The 24,005-nt window shown below is 45.5% G+C and carries 17 protein-coding genes and 4 tRNA genes; 10 read left to right on the top strand and 11 right to left on the bottom strand.

What is annotated here, in order from left to right:
- Positions 1-8 precede the first annotated feature (8 nt).
- On the top strand, positions 9-650 hold the full coding sequence (gene purN, locus K5609_RS06310) for a phosphoribosylglycinamide formyltransferase (protein ID WP_221076439.1): 642 nt from the start codon (positions 9-11) through the stop codon (positions 648-650).
- Positions 651-715: 65 nt separating this feature from the next.
- Here purN and K5609_RS06305 read toward each other — a convergent pair whose 3' ends face one another.
- Both K5609_RS06305 and lpcA read right to left on the bottom strand, forming a co-directional pair.
- Complete coding sequence (locus tag K5609_RS06305) at positions 716-1,480, bottom strand: class II glutamine amidotransferase (RefSeq protein ID WP_152779717.1); 765 nt, start codon at positions 1,478-1,480, stop codon at positions 716-718.
- A gap of 36 nt (positions 1,481-1,516) precedes the next feature.
- On the bottom strand, positions 1,517-2,092 hold the full coding sequence (gene lpcA / locus K5609_RS06300; RefSeq protein WP_152779719.1) for a D-sedoheptulose 7-phosphate isomerase: 576 nt from the start codon (positions 2,090-2,092) through the stop codon (positions 1,517-1,519).
- A gap of 215 nt (positions 2,093-2,307) precedes the next feature.
- On the opposite strand from lpcA, the gene fadE reads away from it, so the two are divergent.
- Entirely contained in the window at positions 2,308-4,779 is a 2,472-nt protein-coding gene (fadE, locus tag K5609_RS06295) for an acyl-CoA dehydrogenase FadE (RefSeq protein WP_221076438.1), read from the top strand.
- Positions 4,780-4,909: 130 nt separating this feature from the next.
- Entirely contained in the window at positions 4,910-6,436 is a 1,527-nt protein-coding gene (locus K5609_RS06290) for an HD domain-containing phosphohydrolase (RefSeq protein ID WP_221076437.1), read from the top strand.
- Positions 6,437-6,529: 93 nt separating this feature from the next.
- Here K5609_RS06290 and K5609_RS06285 read toward each other — a convergent pair.
- The 6 genes from K5609_RS06285 to dnaQ form a co-directional block, all read right to left on the bottom strand.
- Positions 6,530-6,606 (bottom strand) — tRNA-Asp (locus K5609_RS06285).
- A gap of 39 nt (positions 6,607-6,645) precedes the next feature.
- Positions 6,646-6,722 (bottom strand) — tRNA-Asp (locus K5609_RS06280).
- A 23-nt stretch (positions 6,723-6,745) separates the two neighbouring features.
- Positions 6,746-6,822, bottom strand: a tRNA-Asp gene (locus tag K5609_RS06275).
- A 36-nt stretch (positions 6,823-6,858) separates the two neighbouring features.
- Positions 6,859-6,935, bottom strand: a tRNA-Asp gene (locus tag K5609_RS06270).
- A 146-nt stretch (positions 6,936-7,081) separates the two neighbouring features.
- Entirely contained in the window at positions 7,082-8,356 is a 1,275-nt protein-coding gene (locus K5609_RS06265; RefSeq protein WP_221076436.1) for a TIGR03503 family protein, read from the bottom strand.
- The gene (gene dnaQ, locus K5609_RS06260; protein ID WP_163132325.1) at positions 8,338-9,114 is read right to left on the bottom strand and encodes a DNA polymerase III subunit epsilon; all 777 of its coding nucleotides are present in this window, start codon (positions 9,112-9,114) and stop codon (positions 8,338-8,340) included. The genes K5609_RS06265 and dnaQ overlap by 19 nt, the downstream gene beginning before the upstream one ends.
- A 51-nt stretch (positions 9,115-9,165) precedes the next feature.
- Here dnaQ and rnhA point away from each other — a divergent pair, with 51 nt between their 5' ends.
- Positions 9,166-9,636, top strand: a complete 471-nt coding sequence (rnhA, locus tag K5609_RS06255) for a ribonuclease HI (RefSeq protein WP_221076435.1) — start codon at positions 9,166-9,168, stop codon at positions 9,634-9,636.
- On the opposite strand, the gene K5609_RS06250 is transcribed toward rnhA, so the two are convergent.
- Entirely contained in the window at positions 9,633-10,349 is a 717-nt protein-coding gene (locus K5609_RS06250; protein ID WP_221076434.1) for a class I SAM-dependent methyltransferase, read from the bottom strand. The genes rnhA and K5609_RS06250 overlap by 4 nt on opposite strands.
- 71 nt (positions 10,350-10,420) lie before the next feature.
- On the opposite strand from K5609_RS06250, the gene gloB reads away from it, so the two are divergent.
- Positions 10,421-11,191 (top strand): hydroxyacylglutathione hydrolase, encoded by a 771-nt coding sequence (gene gloB / locus K5609_RS06245; protein ID WP_221076433.1) that lies wholly within the window; start codon positions 10,421-10,423, stop codon positions 11,189-11,191.
- A gap of 62 nt (positions 11,192-11,253) precedes the next feature.
- Positions 11,254-12,843 carry a lytic transglycosylase gene (locus tag K5609_RS06240; RefSeq protein ID WP_221076432.1) on the top strand — a complete coding sequence of 530 codons (1,590 nt, stop codon included), beginning with the start codon at positions 11,254-11,256 and terminating at the stop codon, positions 12,841-12,843.
- Here the strand turns inward: K5609_RS06240 and K5609_RS06235 are convergent.
- Positions 12,833-13,645, bottom strand: coding sequence for an endonuclease/exonuclease/phosphatase family protein (locus K5609_RS06235; protein ID WP_221076431.1), 813 nt, complete (start codon positions 13,643-13,645; stop codon positions 12,833-12,835). The genes K5609_RS06240 and K5609_RS06235 overlap by 11 nt on opposite strands.
- Before the next feature lie 148 nt (positions 13,646-13,793).
- Here K5609_RS06235 and K5609_RS06230 point away from each other — a divergent pair, with 148 nt between their 5' ends.
- From K5609_RS06230 to K5609_RS06220, 3 genes are all read left to right on the top strand, one after another.
- Positions 13,794-14,663: a patatin-like phospholipase family protein gene (locus K5609_RS06230; protein ID WP_246611949.1), complete on the top strand. Its 870-nt coding sequence runs from the start codon at positions 13,794-13,796 to the stop codon at positions 14,661-14,663.
- 113 nt (positions 14,664-14,776) lie between these two features.
- Positions 14,777-16,438, top strand: a complete 1,662-nt coding sequence (locus K5609_RS06225; protein ID WP_221076429.1) for a methyl-accepting chemotaxis protein — start codon at positions 14,777-14,779, stop codon at positions 16,436-16,438.
- A gap of 155 nt (positions 16,439-16,593) precedes the next feature.
- Positions 16,594-18,255 (top strand): methyl-accepting chemotaxis protein, encoded by a 1,662-nt coding sequence (locus K5609_RS06220; RefSeq protein WP_221076428.1) that lies wholly within the window; start codon positions 16,594-16,596, stop codon positions 18,253-18,255.
- A gap of 63 nt (positions 18,256-18,318) precedes the next feature.
- Here the strand turns inward: K5609_RS06220 and purL are convergent, their stop codons facing one another.
- Positions 18,319-22,212: a phosphoribosylformylglycinamidine synthase gene (gene purL, locus K5609_RS06215; protein ID WP_221076427.1), complete on the bottom strand. Its 3,894-nt coding sequence runs from the start codon at positions 22,210-22,212 to the stop codon at positions 18,319-18,321.
- 180 nt (positions 22,213-22,392) lie between these two features.
- Here purL and mltF point away from each other — a divergent pair, with 180 nt between their 5' ends.
- On the top strand, positions 22,393-23,862 hold the full coding sequence (gene mltF / locus K5609_RS06210) for a membrane-bound lytic murein transglycosylase MltF (RefSeq protein ID WP_221076426.1): 1,470 nt from the start codon (positions 22,393-22,395) through the stop codon (positions 23,860-23,862).
- The last annotated feature ends 143 nt before the right edge of the window (positions 23,863-24,005 follow it).

Below are 24,005 nucleotides of genomic sequence, written 5' to 3'. Positions count from 1 at the left end.
GGTAAGTAATGGCACGCAACATTGTTGTACTGATTTCAGGTTCAGGGACTAACCTGCAAGCCATTATTGATGCCTGCGAAGAGGGGCGTATTAACGCCTCTATTTCTGCAGTAGTGAGTAACAAGGCCGATGCTTATGGCCTTGAGCGCGCTAAGCAGGCAGCTATTAACACGGTAGTTGTAAACCCTAAAGAATATAGCGATCGCGAAAGCTATGATCTGGCTTTAGCCGAGGTAATTGAACAGCATAATGCTGACTTAATTGTTATGGCTGGCTTCATGCGTATTCTTAGCCAAGCATTTGTGGAACGTTTTAGCGGCAAGATGCTAAACATTCATCCCTCATTGCTGCCTAAGTATCAGGGTTTAAATACTCACCAACGCGCCATTGAAGCAAAAGACCAAGAACACGGTTGCAGTATTCACTTTGTAACACCAGAGCTTGATGGAGGCCCGGTTATTTTACAGGCCAAAGTTCCAGTGTTTAGTGAAGATGATGCCGACGCTTTGGCCGCCAGAGTGCAAGTACAAGAGCACGCCATTTACCCCTTGGTAGTAAACTGGTTTATTGAAGGACGCTTGAACATGGAAAATGACAGCGCCCTACTCGATGACAAGATACTCCCAAGTAGCGGTTACGCTAACTCATAAAAAAAGCGCCTAAAGGCGCTTTTTTCTATTTGTTTTAGCTTAAAGCTTAATTAGCTTATAAAGCTTTATTGCACTTCACCGTCTTTAAACAATACATAAGCGCCGCTAGCAATTTTTTGCCATTGTTCGTTATTGGTTAAAGGCTGAGTTGCAATCATTGTCACTACATCATTTGGCGTAGTTTCTTTATAAAAGTCGATAGTAACATCGGCATCGGCCAGCTGAGCCTCTCCGAAAGGAGCACGGCGAGTAATCCAATGCAGGTTAGTTGAACAATAAGCCATCACAAACTCGCCATTGCTCAGCAGCATATTAAATACCCCTTTTGCACGTAGCTGATCGGCTAGGCTCGCCACAAATTTAAACATGGCTTTCATGTTAGCAGGTTTACGTGGGTACTTAATACGTAGCTGTTCGAGGATCCAACAAAAAGCACGCTCGCTATCGGTTGCGCCAATTGGCCTAAAGAAGCCAGTATCAAGCTGCTTGTATCCTTTTAATTGCCCATTGTGAGCATAGGTCCAGTTTTGTCCCCACAGCTCGCGAGTAAAAGGGTGAGTATTCTCTAAGGACACACACCCACGGTTGGCTTGGCGAATATGCCCCACCACAGCTTGGCTTTTAATCGGAAATGCCTGCACTAATTCGGCAATTTTTGATTTACAGCTAGGCGCAGGATCTTTAAAACTACGACAGCCCTTACCCTCATAAAAGGTAATGCCCCAGCCATCCACATGCGGGCCAGTCACTCCGCCGCGCTGCACCAAACCGGTAAAAGAAAAGCAAATATCAGTAGGAACATTGGCACTCATTCCTAATAACTCACACATACAACTACTCGCTACTTACAATACTGATGAACAGGCTTATTCAGCCATGTATTTTTCGATTAACTGAATCAAGATATGAATCACTTTAATATGAATTTCTTGAATACGGTCAGCAAAACCAAAGTGTGGCACGCGGATCTCTACGTCGGCTTGACCAGCCATTTTGCCACCATCTTTGCCAGACAAAATAATCACTTTCATGCCTTTGGCTTTAGCCGCTTCTATCGCCTTAATGATATTACCCGAGTTACCACTGGTACTAATACCAAAGAGAACATCACCAGCTTGACCTAAACCTTCAATATAACGAGAGAACACATACTCATAGCCATAATCATTACTTACACAAGACAAGTGGCTAGGGTCTGAAATAGCAATAGCCGGATAGGCAGGACGGTTTTCACGATAGCGGCCGGTTAATTCCTCGGCAAAATGCATGGCATCACAATGAGAGCCCCCGTTACCACAAGATAATACTTTGCCTTGTTGCTTAAAACTGTCGGCTAACAAACGAGCCGCTTGTTCAATCGCGTCAATGTTTTTCTCATCGGCAATAAAAGCATTTAGAACAGTTACCGCTTCCTGTAACTCTTCAACTATCAAATTTTTCATCTAGGTTCCCTTATCTGGGCAAGGCTTATTAGCTGGACACTATAACGTTTTTTTTAGTCTGGATCAGCGTTCTATTTGGCTCATATCTCAATTTGATAACTAAAAAATACAGCTAAACTTATGTTGATATTTTGTAAAAGACTTGAAGTTTGTTAACCACTGCGTTACAAATACACCAAAGAGGTCAGACCTCTTACAAGTCAAAGGAGAGATTGATGCAAAGTTACTTACCCCTTTTTGCTGCCATTGGTGGCCTATTACTGATGGGCGGCCTCGCTTATTTTAGAGCTTCATTACTAGCATTTAGCTTAGTGCTAACCGCCTCACTGGTTGCTTACAGTTTTGTATCACCATTTAGCGAGCTATTTTGGCTAGCCTATTTGTTAATTGTAGGAGGCTTGAACTTTAAGCCTTTGCGTCAACAGCTAATCTCTAAACCACTGTTCAAAATCTTCAAAAAAATAATGCCGGAGATGTCACGTACCGAGAAAGAAGCCATCGATGCCGGTACCACTTGGTGGGAAGGCGAGCTATTTCGCGGCGCTCCCGATTGGAAAAAACTACATAGCTACCCTGCTCCACGCCTTAGTGCGGAAGAACAAGCTTTTCTAGATGGTCCGGTTGAGCAAGTATGTGCAATGACTAAAGACTGGGAAATCACCCATGAATTAGCAGACTTACCAGAAGAGATTTGGGACTTTTTGAAAGAACACAAGTTCTTCGCCATGATCATTAAGAAGAAATATGGTGGCTTAGAATTTTCAGCTTACGCTCAATCCTGTGTACTCCAAAAACTAGCCAGTATCTCAGCGGTGCTTTCTAGTACCGTTGGCGTACCCAACTCACTGGGGCCTGGTGAACTACTGCAACACTACGGCACAAAAGAGCAACAAGACCATTACCTACCTCGTTTAGCAGAAGGTAAAGAAATCCCTTGTTTTGCCTTAACCAGTCCAGAAGCGGGCTCAGACGCTGGATCAATTCCCGATGCTGGCGTAGTGTGCATGGGCGAATGGCAAGGCGAACAAGTGCTGGGGATGAAAATCACCTGGAACAAGCGCTACATTACCCTAGCGCCCGTAGCCACTATTTTAGGTCTTGCTTTCAAACTGTCAGATCCCGATAAATTGATTGGTGAGCAAGAAGAGTTGGGTATTACTTGTGCACTTATTCCAACCGATATCGAAGGTGTTGAAGTAGGTCGTCGTCACTTCCCACTCAATGTTCCTTTTATGAACGGTCCAACCCGTGCCAATGAGTTGTTTGTTCCTATCGAATTCATCATTGGTGGTAAAGCTATGGCAGGCCAAGGCTGGCGCATGTTGGTGGAATGTTTATCAGTTGGCCGTGGTATTACTTTGCCATCTAGCGCCACTGGCGGAATTAAAAACGCGGCATTAGCAACCGGTGCTTACGCGCGCATTCGTCGTCAGTTCAAACTGCCCATTGGTAAAATGGAGGGAGTGGAAGAACCATTAGCCCGTTTGGCCGGTAATGCTTACATGATGGGGGCGGCTTCTGATTTAACCGTAACCGCCATCGACTTAGGCGAAAAACCATCGGTTATCTCGGCGATAGTAAAATACCACCTCACTCACCGTGGCCAGCGCGCCAGCATAGACGCAATGGATGTAGTTGGCGGTAAAGGCATTTGCTTGGGGCCTAAGAACTTCCTCGCGCGTTCTTATCAAGGTGCGCCTATCGCGATTACGGTGGAAGGGGCAAACATTTTAACCCGTAGCATGATTATTTACGGACAAGGGGCTATTCGCTGCCACCCTTATGTGCTTAGTGAGATGGAAGCGGCTCAACATCCAGACTTTAGCCAAGGCTTGAAACAATTTGATAAAGCACTGTTTAGTCATCTTGGTTTTGCCACCAGCAATTTTGTACGCAGCTTTTGGTTTGGCCTAACCAGCAATAGCTTAATTAGCACGCCTTACTCCGACCAAACAGCCCCCTACTACAAACAACTAACCCGCTTTAGTAGTAACTTGGCACTGCTATCTGACGTTGCTATGGGTACCCTAGGCGGCAACTTAAAACGTAAAGAACGTGTATCGGCTCGTTTAGGCGATATGCTCAGCCAGCTTTACTTAAGCTCGGCCACATTAAAACGCTTTGACGATGACGGCCGCAAGCAAGAAGATTTACCGCTACTTCACTGGAGCATGCAAGACTCATTGTTTCAATTACAAAACGCCTTAGATGAATTGCTGCTTAACTTCCCTAATAAATGGGTAGGTAAAGCAATGCGTTTAGTAATGTTCCCACTAGGTAAGCCTTTCCATGCGCCAAGTGATGTACTTGACCACAAACTTGCTCGAATCCTACAAGAGCCAAGCGAAACCCGTAATCGCGTAGGACAAGGGCGATTTGATAGCCGCGTAGAAGGTAATGTGTATGGTGAACTAGAGCAAACCTTAGAAGATGTATTAGCTTGCGAAGCACTTTACGACAAAGTGTGTAAAGCTCTGGGCGAAAAACGCCCCTTTACCCAGCTTGATAAATTAGCCGATGAAGGGATAAAGCTTGGTGCTATAAACGCCGACGAAGCAGCCTTAATGCACAGAACAGAGCAAGGCAGGTTAGCGGCAATTAACGTTGACGACTTTGATCATCAGCAGTTAGAGAATCGCCCGAGCTTACCAAAGACAGGTGCTGCAGATCTAGATTCAGTAGCCTAAGGCTTAAGTTCAGTAAAACCACAAAAGCGAGCTGATTTAGCTCGCTTTTTTTATCAGTATCCCAAGCAAGGCATTGAATTTGAGTCTAAAATACACTTAACTTAAGAAAAGCATAAGCAATGGATAGCGCATGAGCGACGACATCTTTTTACTAGATGACTCAGCCAACGAGACTCAAGAGCAGGGCGAACAATGGAAGTTGTTAGTGGTTGACGATGAGCCGGAAGTTCACCACATCACCAGTATGACCCTGTCTCAGTTTGTTTTTGATAATAAATCGATACTGTTTTTGCATGCCAACTCTGCTCAAGAAGCCAAACGGATATTGGCAGAACATTCCGACATTGCCTTAGTGCTGCTGGATGTTGTCATGGAGACCGACGATGCAGGCTTATGCCTAGTTCGTCATATTCGCCAAGAACTTAACAATCAAAGCGTTCGCATTGTGCTGCGAACAGGTCAGCCAGGACAGGCCCCCGAAGATGAAGTGGTAGAAAACTACGACATTAACGACTATAAGGACAAAACCGAGCTTACCTCGCAAAAGCTACGCACCCTTATTAGAGCAAGCTTACGCTCTTACCGCGATATTTGTTCGCTAGAAAAGCACAAACTTGGCTTAGAAAAGGTAGTTAAAGCCTCTAGAGGTATTTTTGAAAAAAACGCCCTTTTCACCTTTGTGGAAGGCGCCCTAGAACAGCTGGCTGTCATTCTAAATTTGGAAGATAGCTGTATTTATCAAGTTGAACAATACGCCTACCAGGTTAATTCAACCCAACTACAACTATTGGCTTACCAAGGACAACAGCGCCCCAGTAAAGCACACCAGCAGTTATCAGAATTCCCTAACGCGCAGCAACAGATATTCAGCCAAGCAATAGATCAAAAAACCAATGTATTTAAAGACAACGCTTTAGCGATTTACTGTGAAAACAGCGCTTACAACTTATTGTTTTATATCACCAGAAATACCCCTTTTAACCAAGCGGATCAACACTTCATCAACCTGCTTAGCGAAAACATAGTGGTTGCCTTGGAAAACATTCGCCTTAACGAAGTGATTAGCACCAACCAAAAAGAAGTGCTGTATCGCTTGGGTGAAATTGTAGAAACCCGCTCTAAAGAATCTGGCATGCACGTACGTCGAGTAGCTCTGTTTACTGCCTTACTCGCCGAGTTACTTGGCTTACCTGCAATGAAGGTAGAACAGCTAAAGTTAGCTTCACCGTTACACGATGTAGGCAAGGTGGCCATTCCTGATGCAATATTACATAAACCGGGTAAGTTAACTGCCGAAGAGTGGGAAGTAATGCAAACCCATGCAGCAATTGGCGAAAACATGCTTAAAGACTCAAATATTGAAGTCATGCAACTGGCTTCAGAAATTGCTGGCTCTCACCACGAGAAATGGGATGGCAATGGTTACCCAAGAGGCTTAAAAGGCGAAGATATTCCGATTAGCGGCCGTTTAACCGCTATAGCTGACGTATTTGACGCCCTAGGCAGTATTCGTTGTTACAAAAATGCTTGGGATGACCAACAGATTATTAAGTACTTAGAAGAGCAACGTGGTAAACAGTTTGATCCACAGCTGGTAGATGCCCTGCTTAACAACTTCGCACAATTCGCGCAAATCAGAGATAAGTACCAAGACTAGTTAGTTGCTCAAGGCTTTGAGCGAGACTTAAAGCCGAAAACTCAAATCGCAGATACAAAAAAACCTCGCTTAACGAGGCCTAATGTTTAGTAGTGGCGGAGTGGACGGGACTCGAACCCGCGACCCCCGGCGTGACAGGCCGGTATTCTAACCAACTGAACTACCACTCCGCATATACTAACGTCACGATTGTATTACTACTTTAATGCTGGCGGAGTGGACGGGACTCGAACCCGCGACCCCCGGCGTGACAGGCCGGTATTCTAACCAACTGAACTACCACTCCTACGCATTAAATTGTTTCGTCGTTGGCGGAGTGGACGGGACTCGAACCCGCGACCCCCGGCGTGACAGGCCGGTATTCTAACCAACTGAACTACCACTCCGCTACATCGAAACATTACACACAGACTAAACAGACTTGGCGGAGTGGACGGGACTCGAACCCGCGACCCCCGGCGTGACAGGCCGGTATTCTAACCAACTGAACTACCACTCCGCAGAACCATCTCGTCTGGTGCGGCGCAGATAATACGGTTATGCCTATTACGAGTCAACAAAGAATTGTCTTATTTCTTTAAAAATCCGTTCAAGCGCTGATGTTTTAGCCAAAGCGTCGAGCTTTTAGCCAAAGCCGCCTATAAATCACTCTGACGGCATTTTTAAGCTGTTGGCTTCGTCCATTTTAGGTTCCTCGCTTGGCTCTGCTGCAGGGGCTTCTCTAGCCCCTTTTAATGCCGCCTCAAAAGCCTTACGTTTTCGCCACCAAATAAAGCCAAAAGCTAAGCCTGCTACCAATAAGAAACCAAATACATAAAGCAGAATCACTAACCACAAAGACATCTCAGGTTCAGGAACCACTACCTCTTTAATTTCAACAGGCTCCGGCGGCGGTGGCGGAGGAAGGATCACAAAATCCTCCTCGGGCAAATCGATCACAATCTCTCTATTTTGAATAGTGGTCGCCAACAAAGTACCCATAACACGATAGCGCCCTTGTTCGGTGGGTGTGGGGAGGTCTACGGTAAACTCATCGCTTTCAGCATAGGTTTGAAAATCTTGCTCCCAACCCACATTGTTATAAACCTTACCGCTGATCACTACCGTCTCAGGCCGAATTTCATCAGTATCTATTACCAAGGCCATTCTTGCTTGACGCTCTTCGTCTTTTGGCGACATAACCTTTATTTCTACTGGATTGGGGTATACCAGCACCGGAGAGATTTGAGCACGAGTAAAAATCTGGTTTAAGGTGCTAATGATCATTTCGTACTTGCCAGGGCGAGCTTCTAGCTTGATATAGGTGGTAAACACGCTGTCATCGGCATATTCATCATAGTTTTTGCCATCATCAAAAAACTTGCCCAGTTCATCACGGCGTACTTCTACAGTTTGATCTTCAAGTAGCTGTTGACGCATCAAAGCAACGTTCATTAGGGCTTCTTGTAGCATAACCTCTAAGTCAATCCGCTCCCCTTTGCTACTGAGGCGTGCGGTCACTCGCAGGCGCTCTCCTTGATAGAGTTGGTGAGGGATCGGGTCTACCGTTAACTCAATGTCACTAAGGATACGAACTCGGTTTCGGCCTTTGTTTTCGGCCACCGCCTGCCATGGGCCACGCATCGGTTTTTCAATGGTCACAATGTCAAGTTCGTCAGTTTCTAACCAACTGACATTTTTGGGCACGTCCCAAGCATAAATTTTGCTACCATCGGGGCGTACCAAAATCGCGGCGGGTGAACCAGGAGAGCGATATAAAAGGAAGGTCGCCTTATCAATAGTTTGATCGAGGCGAAAACGATTATCGATTAAAGGAATATCTCGATTTTCGAAAATGGTTGACGCTTGAACAGGTATCACTACACACAACAATAACCACAATATTTTTTTTATCATCAAGTTTAATTGCGCCAGCGACACTGGCCTCCCTTCTTTTCAACAAGGTCTAAGCGTTCTTGGTGAGCACTTAGTTCTTGTTCGGTGGCAAATACCACTTTCAACGGTGCTCTATTACTATCCACTAAGCGCACTCCCACGCCATCACCACTGCCTTTTTGCTTTAAGTTCAGTTTATTTTGGCCACCGGTCATTTTTAAGAAAACGTCGGCTAGCAATTCGGCATCCAATAATGCGCCGTGGTAAGTCCTTGATGTACGGTCTACGCCATAGTAGTCACTTAAGGAGTCTAAGTTTTTACGTGAAGGCAGCGGCTTATTGCCAGCCATTTGAACTTCACGCTTATTATACTCACCACGTCGAGCCACCAATAATGAATCGGTGATAGTACAGATATCGGCACATTTGGGCATCGCTTTAGCTAAGGTGCGCGACATCATCTCAAACTCGTGATCAAGGAAGCTAATATCGAAGTTTGCGTTATGTGCCACCAGCTCACCGCCACGGATGAACTCGACAAAGTCATGAGCAACGTCTCTAAACAAAGGCTTGTCTGCCACAAAGTCATCGGTAATGCCGTGAACTTGAATTGCCTCTTCATCAATCAACTGCTCAGGGTTGATATAAACGTGAAAAGTATTGCCTGTTAGTTTGCGGTCTATCACTTCCACACAACCAATTTCAATGACTCTATGGCCTTGATAAATAGGTCCACCGCTGTCATTCATACCGGTGGTTTCAGTATCAAATACAATTAAGCGATGGTTCTTGGATTGGTTCACAACAGCTCCTATGCGACACTAAGCAGATAATCCTGCAAGTTTAACAAAAATATGGCAAAAGAAGTCCACTTGTTTACCGACGGCTCATGTTTAGGTAATCCGGGACCAGGAGGTTATGGCGCTTTATTGGTATACCAAGAGCATCGCAAAGAGCTTAGCCAAGGATACCGACTTACTACTAATAACCGCATGGAGATGCTCGCCGCCATCATTGGCCTAGAAAGCCTAACTCAAAACTGTAAAGTGATACTAACCACCGACAGCCAATATGTTCGCCAAGGCATTACCCAGTGGATCCACAACTGGAAAAAGCGAGGCTGGAAAACCGCAGCAAAGGCCGAGGTGAAAAATGCCGACCTATGGAAGCGCTTAGATGCAGCCTGCCAGCACCATCAAGTAGAATGGCATTGGGTAAAAGGCCACGCTGGCCATCCTGAGAATGAACGCGTAGATGACTTGGCCCGAGAAGCCGCCAGCAACAAAGCAAACTTAATTGATGAAGCCTACGAGCAACTTACTTAGCCACTAATTGACGAAGGCACCGGAATGCGTTGTTTCACTCTCCAGGCTTTTTTAACCGGGGTTAGTGGTGCGCGGCGCTTGCGTGCCACTATAAAATACGCTGAAGCCGTGGCACGAAAGTAACGCTTGCCCCAGCGCTCAAACCATTGTGGTGCTGGCCTGCTATTTACGAACGAAGAGTAAGCAAAACGCTCATCATTAAGCACTTCAAAACCTAATAAGTTTAACCAATCCTTCACCCGTGCAGGGGTAAACATGCGACACGACCAAGGCATTCCACGTTTTCTGAAGGGAAAATAACGACGCATGCCCAACAAGCTAAATGGATTAAAACCGCTAATAATCACGTAACCATCGGCAGTGAGTACTCGCTCTACCTCTCGCAACATTTGATGGGGATCTTTAGAAAAATCTAAACTGTGGGCTAGCAAGCATAAATCGATGCTGCTTTCTTGAAAAGGTAATTGCTCGGGGTGAGCTCGCAAACCAATTAAGTGTCCTTGTTTACCCACATTTAATTGATGACGAATCATCGAGGCATGACAGTTTAGTTGAGCGCTCAAATTGCCCAGTTTTAGCATGTGATAGCCAAAGGCCACAGGCAGGTGCTGGTCAAGCAAACTTTGTTGTTGCTCCATTAACCAATCGCCTAATGGCAAATCTTGCCAGAAGTCAGGGCTTGCAATTACTTCACGAATTTTCGCCGGCTTCATCAATTCCCCGTACCAATCTACTGCAGTTAAGGCAATAATGTGTCATCGACTTTAACGACAGAGATATCATAATGCAAATCATCCATATACCCGCCTTTAATGATAACTATATCTGGTTAATAAAAGAGGCAAATTCAAACGATTGTGTTGTGGTTGACCCTGGTGACGCTGCGCCAGTAGAACAGCGACTTAAAGATATTGGCGGCCAGTTAAGCGCAATACTTATCACCCATCATCATGCTGATCATATTGGCGGCGTAGAACGCCTATTAGCTAGCTATCCGCAAGCGCGAGTTTACGCCCCACAAAACGCCAAATACCGCTTTAAGCATCAAGTTGTTGTTGAAACAAGTACTTTCACCCCAGAAGGCTTAAACCACCCTTTCTCGGTGATTGAGGTTCCCGGCCATACGCTCGACCACATAGCCTACTTAAGCGAAGAACATCTGTTTATTGGCGATACCCTATTCTCGGCAGGCTGCGGAAGGTTGTTCGAAGGCAGTGCAGAACAGATGTATCGATCGCTATCAAAAATTAAAAGCCTCTCCCCCGAGACTCTAGTTTACGCGGCACACGAATATACTCAGGCTAACCTGCAATTTGCGCTCGCAGCAGAGCCAGACAATGCAGACTTACATAGTTACCAGCAGCAAGTGAGTAAGCTGCGACAAATGGGCTTACCCAGCCTTCCTACTAGCTTAAATCAACAGCTGGCGATAAATCCTTTTTTACGCTGCGATAATGCCAATATTAAGGCCGCCGTTGAATTGGAAGAATTACAGCCATTAAACAATGAGATAGCAGTATTCGCTGGCCTAAGATCATGGAAAGACCGCTTCTGACTTGCCAAACAAGGTTTAGCTCAATACCATTGGGCACTGAATTTTACGTAAATGGATGAATCATGAAAGCGCTCATTGTTGGCCTTTTTTCTTTATTATTGGGCGCTTGCCAACTCACTAATCCTCAAGTTACTGAACAATTAGTTGATGCTAATGCTGAAGACGCTAGCGAGCAGCCAGCTAAAGCAGAACGAGCAAAGGTAGTTGAGAAAGCCAAGGTTCAAGCCCAGCCCGAAGCGGAGCCAGAACCTCTAGCTCCTGTATATAACGACCTGTGGGTACGTATTGAAGATCAACTGGCAATTCCATTACCAGAAAACAATAAACGCCTACAAGCCCAGCTTAACTGGTTTTTAAAACACCCTGACTACATGCGCCGCGTATCGCTTAGGGCTGACCCGTATTTATTTTTTATTGTAGAAGAGATTGAAAGGCGCAAAATGCCGCTTGAATTAGCTCTTCTGCCCATTGTAGAAAGCGCCTTCCAACCCTTTGCCTACTCCCATGGCCGTGCTGCAGGTATCTGGCAAATAATTCCAAGCACCGGAGAGCGATTCGGCCTAGAGCAAAACTGGTGGTACGACGGACGTCGTGATATTTATGCCTCTACCAATGCTGCACTAGATTACCTAGAGTACCTACATAAGTACTTTGATGGTGATTGGCTACATGCTCTTGCTGCCTATAACTCTGGCGAAGGTCGAGTTCGACGCGCTATTCGCGCTAACGCCAAAGCCGGTAAGCCCACTGATTTTTGGTCGCTAAACCTGCCAAGAGAAACCCGCGCTTATGTGCCAAAACTATTGGCATTAAGCCAAATGTTGCAACACCGCGATGAGTACCAACTGAACATCCCAGAAATCGCCAACCAAGCCCACTTCGAAAAAGTAGCAACTTATAGCCAAATTGATTTAGCGCTGGCGGCAGAATTAGCCAACATCAAGCTAGATGAATTGCATAAGCTCAACCCCGGTTTTAACCGCTGGGCGACTGCGCCAAATGGCCCACATTACCTATTAGTGCCAAAGAAAAATGTGCCTAATTTTGAAATCGCACTCGCCTCTCTATCTAAACAAGAGCGCATGCAATGGGCGCGTTATAAAGTGAAATCTGGTGACAGCCTTAGCGTAATCGCCAAACGCTATAACACAACCAGCAAACAGATCAGAGAGCTTAACCAGCTAAGCAGCAATACTATTCGCATTGGCCAACATTTGTTGGTACCAGTGTCTTCACGTAATCAGAATGCTTACACCCTTAGCCAAAGCCAACGTTTAGCTAGCCAACAAAACAAACCTCGTGGCGACATTAAGCTAAATTACACGGTGAAGTCAGGGGATAGCTTCTGGAGCATTGCGCAGAAATATAAGGTGTCGCACCGCAACATTGCAAAATGGAATAGCATGGCGCCAACCGACACTTTAAAACCGGGTAAAAAACTGGTGATTTGGCAAAAATCTCAAGCCAATAAAAACCACATTCAAACCGTTACTTATAAAGTACGCAACGGAGATTCACTGTCTCGCATTGCCCAAAAGTTTAAAGTGTCAGTGACCGATTTATTGAAGTGGAATGACCTAAACAAAAATCACTATTTACAGCCAGGTCAGAAGTTAAAGCTGTATATCAACGTGGCTGAAGTTAGCGCTTAGCAAAACGAAAGTGCACCAACAAAGCATTGTGATCGGAACTCTCGGTCACAATGCTCTCGCTCTGATTCACCCGTAATCCCCGATAAAACACGTGATCTAAAGCTTTTCCAAAAAAGCGAGTTCGCCTATCTGGCTTAAACCTCACCGTTTTTAATTGGTGCGCAGTAATAAACTGCTCTAGCACTGCTAAACGCGCACTGCTCCAAGTATTAAAATCACCAGCTAATATCACAGCGCCATGGTACCCCGCTAGCCACGGACCAAGCTGCTGGAGTTGCCGTAAATAATCTTCTTCACTGAGAGTGAAATTAATACTATGCATGTTAATCAGCAATAATTGCTGCTGTTGCCATTGGTATAACTGCAATAACGCTGATTTCGGTACTCTTATCCACGGCTCGGTACTTAAGGCCAAACAGTTTTCCTCACTAGCAAACTTGGCCAAGTTCATTACTCCAAGGCCGTCACCAAGCCACTCAAAGGCGATAGCTTGATATTGGTGCCATTGAGGTCCATCAGACCAAGCCAACATGCGCTCTCTGCTGGCTTCTTGAAGCAGCATAAAATCGGCTTGTTGCGAGAACTGTTCTAGCTGTTCTGTCCAGCCTTGATTTTGGCCTTTATAGCTATTCCAAACTAAAACAGAAAAGTCTGCAGTATCTGGCAGGGATTGAATATTCTGTATATTCGCAGGGTGGTAATCTAGCGTTTGATTCTCACAAACGGGCAGCTGCGCATAAGCAGCAGAGCTTAATAAAACAAACAAAGTGCTTATTAACATAGCTTGGAAAAACCAACGCATCACTCGCACATTAAGCCCTCATGCAAAACTTAGATACAAAAAACAAAACAGACAAAACAGCCCGTAAACAGAAAGATATTTTGGCAAAGCCTAGCGGCTTGGCAAATTTGCGACATACTTGAGCTATCATCAAATAATGGATAAACAAATGCAATCTCAAGAGCCAAAGACACTAGTTCCCATATTTGCTGGCGGTGGCACTCGCCTGCCGGCCCACATTGGGATTCTAGCGGGCTTAAAAGAGCTAAATGTTCATTTTTCACATATTGTTGGCGTTTCTGGGGGCAGTATTATTAGCTCCTTATTTGCTAGCGGTATGGATGTAGAGCAAATAAAAGCCATTGCCTTAGATACCGACTTCGAGCAGTTCAAAGGTTTTTCGCTGATCAGCTTGCTACGAAATGGCGGGCTTTGTTCTGGCGACAAGTTTGAAGAGTGGATCGATGACTTACTTAATGGCGTTACCTTTAGCCAGCTGCCAATGCAGTTACATGTAGTAGCCACCGATGTACGCTCTGGCTCACCGGTGGTTTTTGATGCTATTCGTACCCCTCACGAAAAAGTATCGCGAGCGGTGCGTTTTTCTATGTCTATTCCACTAATTTTTTCTTTTAAGCCCTACCAAGACCACTTAATGGTAGATGGCAGCATATTGTCGGAAGATGCTCTTCATCAAGATTGGGCCGAAGATGGCACCCCTGTCATCTGCTTTAGGCTACGAGGCGACAATGACATAAAGCCATTGCAAACTAATGGGATTTTCCCCCTTGCCGCATACATCTCATTATTAATTAGAACTTTCATGACCACCATTTCAAGAGAGTATGTTAACGAGAAGTTTTGGCATAGAACCATCGTAGTAAACACTGGCAATACCTCTCCGGTCGATTTTCACCTCAATGATGAAGCAAAGTTACGTTTATTCGACACAGGTTATCAAACTGCCATTAACATCGTGCCTGCTAAAATATGGCACCAACAGCACCCGGCTCCGCAAGCTGACAACAAACATATTTAAAACAATGGCTTGATCACGTTTTCAAGCTACTAAAACCGCTTCACAGCCTGTAAAGCGCATAGCCGTCTACACTTAAAAAAACCAAAAAGAATAAACTATTCGGAACGTAGACTATGTCACTAACTATTCGCCAACGCTTACTTTTTTTATCACTAGCGCCCGTGCTTATTTTGGCCGTAAGTATTTTGCTCCTGACCATCTCCGAGACCCAAAAACTCACCCAAGGGCAATCTAAAGAAACCCGAGAAAACATGGTTAATATGAAAAAGGATGAGCTAAAAGCCTATATGGGTTTAGCCTACTCTGCGGTGGCCGAGATCTATGAAAATGGTGGAACCTTAGAGCAAGCCTTACCCATATTACAACGCCTAGAATATGGCGAAACCGGATATATGTTCGGTTACACCAATAAAGGCGTTCGGGTATTTATGGGCACATTGGATAAAGGTATTGGCGATAATTTTTGGTCACTGCAAGACAAACAAGGCCAGTACTTAATTCAAGATCTGATTAAAGCCTCGAAAAAAGGCGAATTTTACACCTACTATTTCCCTAAACCTGGCGGCAGCGAAGCCTTGCCAAAACTCAGCTACGCCATTTACTTAGACCGCTGGGATTTAATGATGGGCACCGGTTTTTATACCGATGATGTAGAAGCGGTAATTACAAGCTTAGAAGAACATGCAAAAGATAGCCTGCAATCATCTCTAATGTTTTTAGGCCTTACCGCTGCCGTTCTATTAGGCTTTGCGCTAGTCATTGGCTACTTCATTAATCGAAGCATTATGGCTCCCCTACAGGACCTCAATCATTCCTTTGAAAAGCTCGCCAGTGGCGATGCAGATCTAAGTGCCCGACTCGATACCAACTACGTGCACGAGTTTGGTCAACTAGCGACTAACTTTAATTCCTTCATCGAATTACTCCACGAAATCATCAGCATGGTAGGTAATGTTGCCCACGACGTTGCCAAAGAAACCTCTTCAATGTCAGACCGCGCCAATAGTGTTGACCAATTGCTGGTAGAACAACGTCAAGAAACCGAGCAAGTGGCCACTGCAATGACAGAAATGACGGCATCTGCTCACGATGTTTCTGACAATGCTAATCAAGCGGCAAACTCTGCCCAACAAGTTGATACTAACGCTGGTCAAGCGATGAGTACCGTGGGTACCGCAGTAACAACGGTGCAGCAACTCGCCGATGAAATAGGCCAAGCCAGTGAGGTGATAGGTAAGCTTGAAGGGGATGTGCAAAATATTTCTTCTGCTTTAGGAGTGATTCAAGGCATTGCCGAACAAACAAACTTACTGGCCTTAAACGCCGCCATTGAAGCGGCCCGAGCTGGTGAACAAGGCCGAGGCTTCGCGGTGGTAGCCGATGAAGTTCGTCAATTAGCCAGTCGCACCCAACAAAGCACCGGTGAAATTCATGGAATGATTGAGCGCCTCAAGAGCGGCTCCGATGCAGCTGTGTCAGCCATGAATAGTAGCCAAGAGCGCAGTGGTGAAGCCGTAAGTGGTGCTAACGCGGCCAGTGATGCGCTGCAACTTATTAAAGAATCCATTCAACACATCATGGACATGAATGCCCTCATCGCAACGGCAACTGAGGAACAAAGCCATGTGGGCCAAGAGATCTCCCAGCGCATTGTGCATATTGCTGACCAATCCAGTCAATCTGCCGGTTTAGCGCAAGAAAATCGTAGTGGCAGTGTTAACCTTAATGAACGCGCAGAACAGCTAGAAGAGTTAGTGAAACGCTTTACTTTATAAAGAGTTTTTAGCAAAGCCCCTTAAATTAAAGGGGCTTTTTTATACCTAATTCTAAGTAGCAGAATCAATTCACAAAAAAGCTTAATTCCTTGTGCTAGTCTGCCGATAATAACTCAACAATACCTCTAAAATATATCAACCGCAGGGAGCGAACTATGTCTCTAACTATACGCCAACGTTTACTTATTTTGGCCTTAGGGCCGGTTCTTATTTTGGCAGCTAGTATGCTTTTTTTAAGCTACTCCGAAACTAAAGCCCTGAGTCAGGCTCAATCATCAGAAACTCAAGAAAACATGATGGAGATGAAAAAAGCAGAGCTAAAGGCCTATTTAGATATGGCCTATTCATCGATAGCCGATATCTATGAAGGTGGGGGTAGCCTAGAGCAAGCGATGCCAACGCTTAAACGGTTAAAGTATGGCGAGAGTGGTTACATATTTGGCTATGACAAGACCGGGGTGCGAAAGCTACTTGGCGCTAGTGATAAAGGCATTGGCGATAACTTTTGGTCACTGCAAGACAAACACAACCAATACATCATCCGTGATTTACTAAAAGCATCAAAAAACGGTGAATTCTATACTTACTACTTCCCTAAACCAGGTGGTAGTGAAGCATTACCAAAACTAGGTTACGCCATCTACCTCGATAAATGGGACTTATTCATTGGTACTGGTTTTTATACCGATGATGTTGACGCTGTAATTGCAAAACTGGAAGCCGAAGCCCAAGCTAGCCTTGAGTCGTCAATGCTATTTATCTTTATTACCGGCATTGTCCTGCTCGGCTTAGCCGTGGTGATCAGTTACTTTATTAACCGCAGCATTATGGCCCCGCTACAAGACTTAAATCAGTCCTTCGAAAAGCTAGCCAGTGGCGATGCAGACTTAAGCGCTCGTCTGCGAACCGACTATGTTCATGAGTTTGGCCAATTAGTCAACAACTTTAATGCCTTCATCTCGCTTCTTCACGACATTATTAGCATGGTAGGTAAAGTGTCTTCTGATGTAGCCAAAGAAACCTCATCGATGTCTGATCGCGCCAACAGCGTTGACCAACTGCTTGTGGAGCAACGAGAAGAAACTGAACAAGTGGCTACGGCGATGACTGAAATGACCGCTTCGGCTCATGACGTATCCGACAACGCTAATCAAGCAGCCAACTCGGCACAAGAAGTTGATAACAATGCAGGTCAAGCTATGACTACGGTAGGCAGTGCAGTTACCACTGTGCAACATCTAGCCGATGAGATTGGTCAAGCCAGTGAAGTGATTAGCAAGTTAGAAGGCGATGTACAGAATATTTCCTCGGCTTTAGGGGTAATTCAAGGCATAGCCGAACAGACCAACCTCTTAGCCCTAAACGCAGCCATTGAAGCAGCACGCGCTGGTGAGCAGGGCCGAGGGTTTGCGGTTGTTGCCGACGAGGTACGCCAATTAGCCAGCCGCACCCAACAAAGCACCGGTGAAATACATGAAATGATTGAAAGATTAAAAAGTGGCTCTGACGCAGCGGTAACGGCAATGGATACGAGCCAAGAACGCAGTAGCGAAGCCGTTAGTGGCGCAAATGCCGCCAGTGATGCGCTGCAGCTGATTAAAGAGTCGATTCAACACATCATGGATATGAATGCGCTTATTGCCACCGCTACCGAAGAGCAAAGCCACGTTGGCCAAGAAATATCTCAGCGTATTGTGCAAATTGCCGATCAATCGAGTCAATCAGCCAGTCTCGCTCAAGAAAACCGCGCAGGCAGCCTGAACCTTAACGAACGTGCCGAGCAACTAGAAGAGCTGGTAAAACGTTTTACATTGTAAGTTCAAACAACCTTTCTAATAACAAAAAAGCCACCCTAAGGTGGCTTTTTTATTTAGTGTTGTTTAACCAACATTAACCCGTGCATTACGGAACATACGCATCCAAGGGCTATCTTCACGCCAGTCATCAGGGTGCCAAGAGTGCGCTACCGTACGGAATACACGCTCTGGGTGAGGCATCATAATGGTTACTCGGCCATCTTTTGAAGAAAGGCCAGTAATACCTAGCGGCGAGCCGTTAGGGTTAGCTGGATAGTGGGTAGTTGCTTCGCCGTAGTTATCTACATAACGCAGCGCCACAGTGCCACTGCTAGCTAAGGCATCAAGATGAGCTTGATCGCGCACTTCAACACGCCCTTCACCATGCGACACCGCAATTGGCATTTGCGAACCAGCCATACCGTTTAGGAAGATAGATGGTGATTGCTGCACTTCTACCAAGCTAAAGCGAGCTTCAAAACGCTCAGATTCGTTGCGCACAAAACGTGGCCACAAATCGGCCCCCGGGATTAGCTCACTCAGGTTAGATAGCATCTGACAGCCGTTACATACACCAAGAGCAAAAGAATCGTTACGTTCGAAGAATGCACTGAACTGTTCACGAGCTCGGCTGTTGAACAAAATAGATTTTGCCCAACCTTCACCAGCGCCTAATACGTCACCGTATGAGAAGCCACCACAAGCCACTAAACCAGCAAACTTGTCTAAGCTTACTCGGCCAGCAAGAATGTCGCTCATGTGAACGTCTACTGCGGCAAAGCCTGCACGGTCAAAAGCAGCTGCCATTTCGTGATGCGAGTTAACGCCCTGCTCACGTAAAATCGCCATTTCAGGTTTTAAGCCTTTAACGATGAATGGGGCTGCTACATCTTCGTTAATGTCAAAGCTTAAGCCAATGTTCAAGCCAGGATCAGCGGCGTCGAACTTAGCCTCAAACTCTTGCTTAGCACATTCAGGGTTATCGCGAAGCGCCTGCATTTGGTAAGTTGTTTCTGCCCAAATACCGCGGTAGTGAGTACGAGTATTGGCCAATACCACTTCACCATTGCGAGTAAAGCGAATTGCATCATCGTTGTTTAGCGAGCCAATAACATGGCTGCAAGAGGCTAAACCGTGTCCAGCTAGAACGTTTAGTACGGCTTCTTTTTCTTCAGTTTTAACCTGAATCACCGCACCAAGCTCTTCACTAAACAACACATCTAAGCTATCGCCGGCTAATAGGTCTAAGGCTACGTCTACACCGCAATGTCCGGCGAAGGCCATCTCAGCAACGGTAGTAAACAAACCGCCATCACTACGGTCATGGTAAGCAAGTAGTTTTTGCTCAGCAGTAAGCACTTGAATGGCATTGAAGAAGCCTTTTAGTAGCTCTGGTGAGTCTACATCTGGCACTTTATTACCGAGCTGCTTATAAACCTGCGCTAAACAAGAAGCGCCCATGCGGTTTTTACCTTGACCTAAATCGATAAGAATTAGGTCGGTATCACCAGCATCATTACGTAATTGCGGAGTAACCGTTAATCGAATATCTTCCACTTTTGCAAAGGCACTAATGATTAAAGAAAGTGGCGAGGTAACCGCTTTGTCTTGGCCTTCATCTTGCCAAGCAGTCTTCATCGACATTGAATCTTTACCTACCGGAATAGTAAGACCCAATGCAGGACAAAGCTCTTCACCTACCGCTTTAACTGCAGCGTATAAACCTGCGTCTTCGCCTGGGTGACCAGCTGCTGACATCCAGTTAGCCGACAACTTAATGTTGTTTAACGAACCAATGTTAGTGGCGGCAATGTTAGTTAAGGCTTCGGCTACTGCTAAACGTGCAGAAGCGGCATGGTCAATCAAGGCCGCAGGCGTACGTTCACCTACCGACATGGCTTCACCATGGTAAGTATCGTAACTTGCTGCCGTTACCGCACAGTTAGCTACAGGAACCTGCCAAGGGCCTACCATTTGGTCACGCGCTACCAAACCGGTTACGCTGCGATCACCAATGGTGATTAAGAAGGTCTTTTCTGCAATAGCAGGTAAGCGCAATAAGCGCTCGGCTGCTTCAGCAAAATCAACTTGATTAGAATTAAACGCTGGGCCATTAAAGCTGGCAGTTTTAACATCGCGATGCATTTTAGGCGCTTTACCTAACAATACTTCCAATGGCATGCGGATAGGATCGTTATCAAAGTGCGAATCGTGCAGGATTAAATCCATTTCTTCGGTAGCAACACCAATTACGGCGTACAAGGCTCTCTCGCGCTCACAAATTGCATCAAATACATCTAAGTGCTCAGGAGCAACCGCTAGCATGTAGCGTTCTTGAGACTCGTTACACCAAATTTCTAGCGGAGACATACCCGGCTCATCATTTGGTACTGCGCGTAGGTCAAATATTCCGCCACGGCCGCCATCGTTAACCAACTCTGGACAAGCGTTAGATAAACCACCGGCGCCAATATCGTGAATAAAGGCAATCGGGTTAGCATCGCCTAGCTGCCAACAACGGTCGATAACTTCCTGACAACGACGTTCCATTTCTGGGTTTTCACGCTGAACAGAAGCAAAATCTAAGTCTTCGCTAGATTGACCAGAAGCCATAGAAGATGCAGCACCGCCGCCTAAGCCAATGTTCATGGCAGGGCCGCCAAGTACAATAATTTTAGCGCCAACCGGAATCTCACCTTTCTCAACATGATCTTCACGAATGTTGCCTAAACCACCGGCCAACATAATCGGTTTGTGGTAACCACGCACTTCACTGCCGTTAAAGCTTTCTACTTGTTCTTCATAGGTACGGAAGTAACCTAAAATATTAGGACGGCCAAATTCGTTGTTAAAGGCTGCGCCGCCTAATGGCGCTTCAAGCATAATCTCTAGTGCATTAACGATTCGACTAGGCTTACCAAAGTCGCTTTCCCAAGTTTGTTCGAAACCAGGAATGCGCAGGTTACTTACAGTAAAGCCAACCATGCCAGATTTGGGTTTAGAACCACGACCAGTAGCACCTTCATCACGAATTTCACCACCAGAGCCAGTAGCAGCGCCAGGGTAAGGCGAAATGGCCGTTGGGTGGTTATGGGTTTCCACCTTCATCAAGATATGGATGTCTTCTTGATGGTAGTTGTATTGCTTGGTTTCAGCATTTGGGAAGAAGCGGCCAGCTACCGAGCCAGTCATTACCGCTGCGTTATCTTTATATGCCGACAATACGTAATCGCTATTTAGCTCATAGGTATTCTTAATCATTTTAAACAATGACTTAGGCTGCTTAACCCCATCAATTGTCCAATCTGCATTAAAGATTTTATGACGACAGTGCTCTGAGTTTGCTTGAGCAAACATCATTAGCTCAACATCGTTAGGATTGCGTTTCATCTTCTCGAAATTTTCTACTAAGTAGTCAATTTCGTCATCAGCCAAGGCTAAACCTAACTCTTGGTTGGCTTGCTCTAGGGCTTGCTTGCCGCCAGATAAAATATCTACCGACTCAAAAGGTGCTGGGCTTGCGTGTTCAAACAATGCACTAGCTTGTTCGGTATCAGCAAAAACCACTTCCATCATGCGGTCATGAATTAAACCTTTAAGCTGCTTGCTTTGCTGCTCATTTAATTCACTGCTGGTATCTACATAATAAGCAATACCACGCTCTAAGCGTTGTACATTAGTTAAACCACAGTTATGTGCAATATCACTTGCCTTAGAAGACCAAGGAGAAATTGTACCTGGACGGGGAGCGACTAATAGCAACTGGCCAGAAGGCTGATGCTCGGCAATAGTAGGGCCGTAGGTCAACAACTTATCTAATACTTGTTGTTCAGCATCACTCAAATCACTTGAGATATCAGCAAAATGCATAAACTCAGCATAGATAGCTGTAACAGGAAGGTCTTGCTCTGCGCAGCGTTTTAACAATTGCGCAATTCGAAACTCAGACAGTGCAGGTGCACCACGTAGTACCAACATATTTATGTGCTCGCTTTTCCAGATGGAGGTGGGAGGGGGAAAATTGCGCGTATTATAGATAAAAACTGAGACAATGGTAAACAAAACGTTAGCTTGACGAGGAAAACAGCGCTTAAAGCTAGACAGCCAAGCGTATATCCCTAAAATCGAATAAAAATAATAGCGTGGAAACCAGATTTGATGATTAAACAGCAACGCTTCACCCTGCTTCTAGCGTTGCTTGCTTTGTTTTTGTTACAAGGCTGCGAACCCAATCCCTTTGTCTCTGAGCTAGACCAGATTCGCCAACGCGGAAAACTGCGTGTGGGCACCTTGTATAGCCAGCAAGTTTTCTACTATGACCAACATGAACAGCCAACGGGTATGGAATATGAGTTATTGGAGGATTTTGCTAACTACTTAGGTGTTGAGTTGCAAATGGTGCCTTTGTACAACCAAACAGAGCTTTATCGAGGTTTACATAATAATCAGGTCGATCTTCTAGCAGCAGCGCTATCTCCAACTAAAGCGCTACGCGAAAACTTCCGCTTTTCGCCAGAAATTTATAGAGTAGATGCCAAGGTGGTTTACAAAAAAAATACCCGCCGCCCACGCGATATTAGCCAAGTAGATTCACCGCTATGGATTACTACAGGTAGCTATCATCAGCCTTTGCTTAAGAGTTACCGTAAAGAAAACCCAGAATTAACTATCGAAGCCACAGACCGCTTAGACAGCAGTGAATTATTAAAAAGCATCGTTGATGAAGACATTCGCTTCGCCTTAGTGGATGACACCACCCTAGCCCTGCATCAACGCTTTTATCCCGATTTAGCCGAAGCCTTTACCTTAGACCAAGCCACGTCCGTAGTGTGGATGGTGAACCGCTTACGTGATGACAGCTTATACAGCGCGCTGATCGAATTTATTGGTGACAAACACAGTAGTGGTGACATAACCAGCTTGTACGAGCGCTACTTTGGCCACATACAACGCTTTGATTATGTCGATACTCGGGCCTTTTTGCGCTCTACCAGCACCCGACTGCCTAAATACGAAGATTGGTTTAAACAATATGCGGGTAAACTAGACTGGCGCCTCATTGCTGCCGTGTCCTATCAAGAGTCACATTGGCGCCCACACGCTAAATCCTTTACTGGTGTACGTGGCATGATGATGTTAACCCTACCTACGGCTAAGTCTGTGGGAGTGACTAACCGACTTGATCCTGAGCAAAGCATTCGTGGTGGTGCCGAGTACTTACAAAAGCTGATTAATCGCGTACCCGACAGCGTGCGCGAAGATGACAAGATCTGGTTTGCTTTGGTGTCCTACAACATTGGTTTCGGCCACATGTTAGATGCCAGACGAATTACTAGAATGCGTGGTGGCGATCCCGATGCTTGGGTAGATGTGAAGGAAAACTTACCGCTACTAATGCGTAAAAAATGGTACCAACAAACCCGTTATGGCTACGCTCGCGGTCAAGAAGCTTATAACTATGTAAACAATATCCGTCAGTATTATCAAAGCCTGTTGTGGCTAGACGCGCAGAAGAAAGAGTCGAAGCGTCGTCAGGAGTTAATGAAGAATCGCGCCCCTTATCCAGTGAATAATCCCAGCACCGAGGTAAGCGAACCAAATAAAACAGAAGTTGATTCCATTAACTAAAGAATAATCTTGACGATTTGTCACAATACTGTCATGTTTTATGCTTAATCTATTATGGAGATTAAATACAGTAAAGCGTCCTGCCTACGCAATGGAGAGGATAGAATGATTAGAAAGAAACGCGTTACCCTTCACTCGCCACG

This window comes from Agarivorans aestuarii (genome assembly GCF_019670125.1).
Lineage (GTDB): Bacteria > Pseudomonadota > Gammaproteobacteria > Enterobacterales > Celerinatantimonadaceae > Agarivorans > Agarivorans aestuarii.
Note: the sequence above shows the minus strand (reverse complement) of the source record. Positions and strands in the feature narration are given on the sequence as shown.